Genomic DNA, 265 nt, shown 5'->3' with positions numbered 1-265 from the left:
CCGACGCACTTAACGCCGCAGAGACGGCCAGCGCTAATGGTGCACGAGTTAACGATATCGTGAAGATTGAAGATTGGTTGTTAGACTTTTTGTTAGACATAGGACCTCAAATACATGTTTGAGATCCGGCAACGAATAAGCGATTCAGAAGTGTGCTGTTGATTGGCCCATTCCTACGCCGGTATTAGCCGGATCAGGTTCTAAGGGTTCGTCTGATGACATCTCAGTCTGCCGAATGTTGGCAAACACCCCTTGGCGGCGCTTA

Annotated in this window: 1 riboswitch. The window is 49.1% G+C overall.

Annotated elements, in window-relative coordinates:
* Positions 1 to 153 precede the first annotated feature (153 nt).
* Positions 154 to 263: riboswitch (TPP riboswitch) on the bottom strand.
* Positions 264 to 265 lie beyond the last annotated feature (2 nt).

The sequence above is a fragment of the Zoogloea sp. LCSB751 genome, assembly GCF_002028455.1.
Lineage (GTDB): Bacteria > Pseudomonadota > Gammaproteobacteria > Burkholderiales > Rhodocyclaceae > Zoogloea.
The sequence above is the reverse complement of the archived record's forward strand: the minus strand, read 5'-3'. Positions and strand labels throughout refer to the sequence as shown.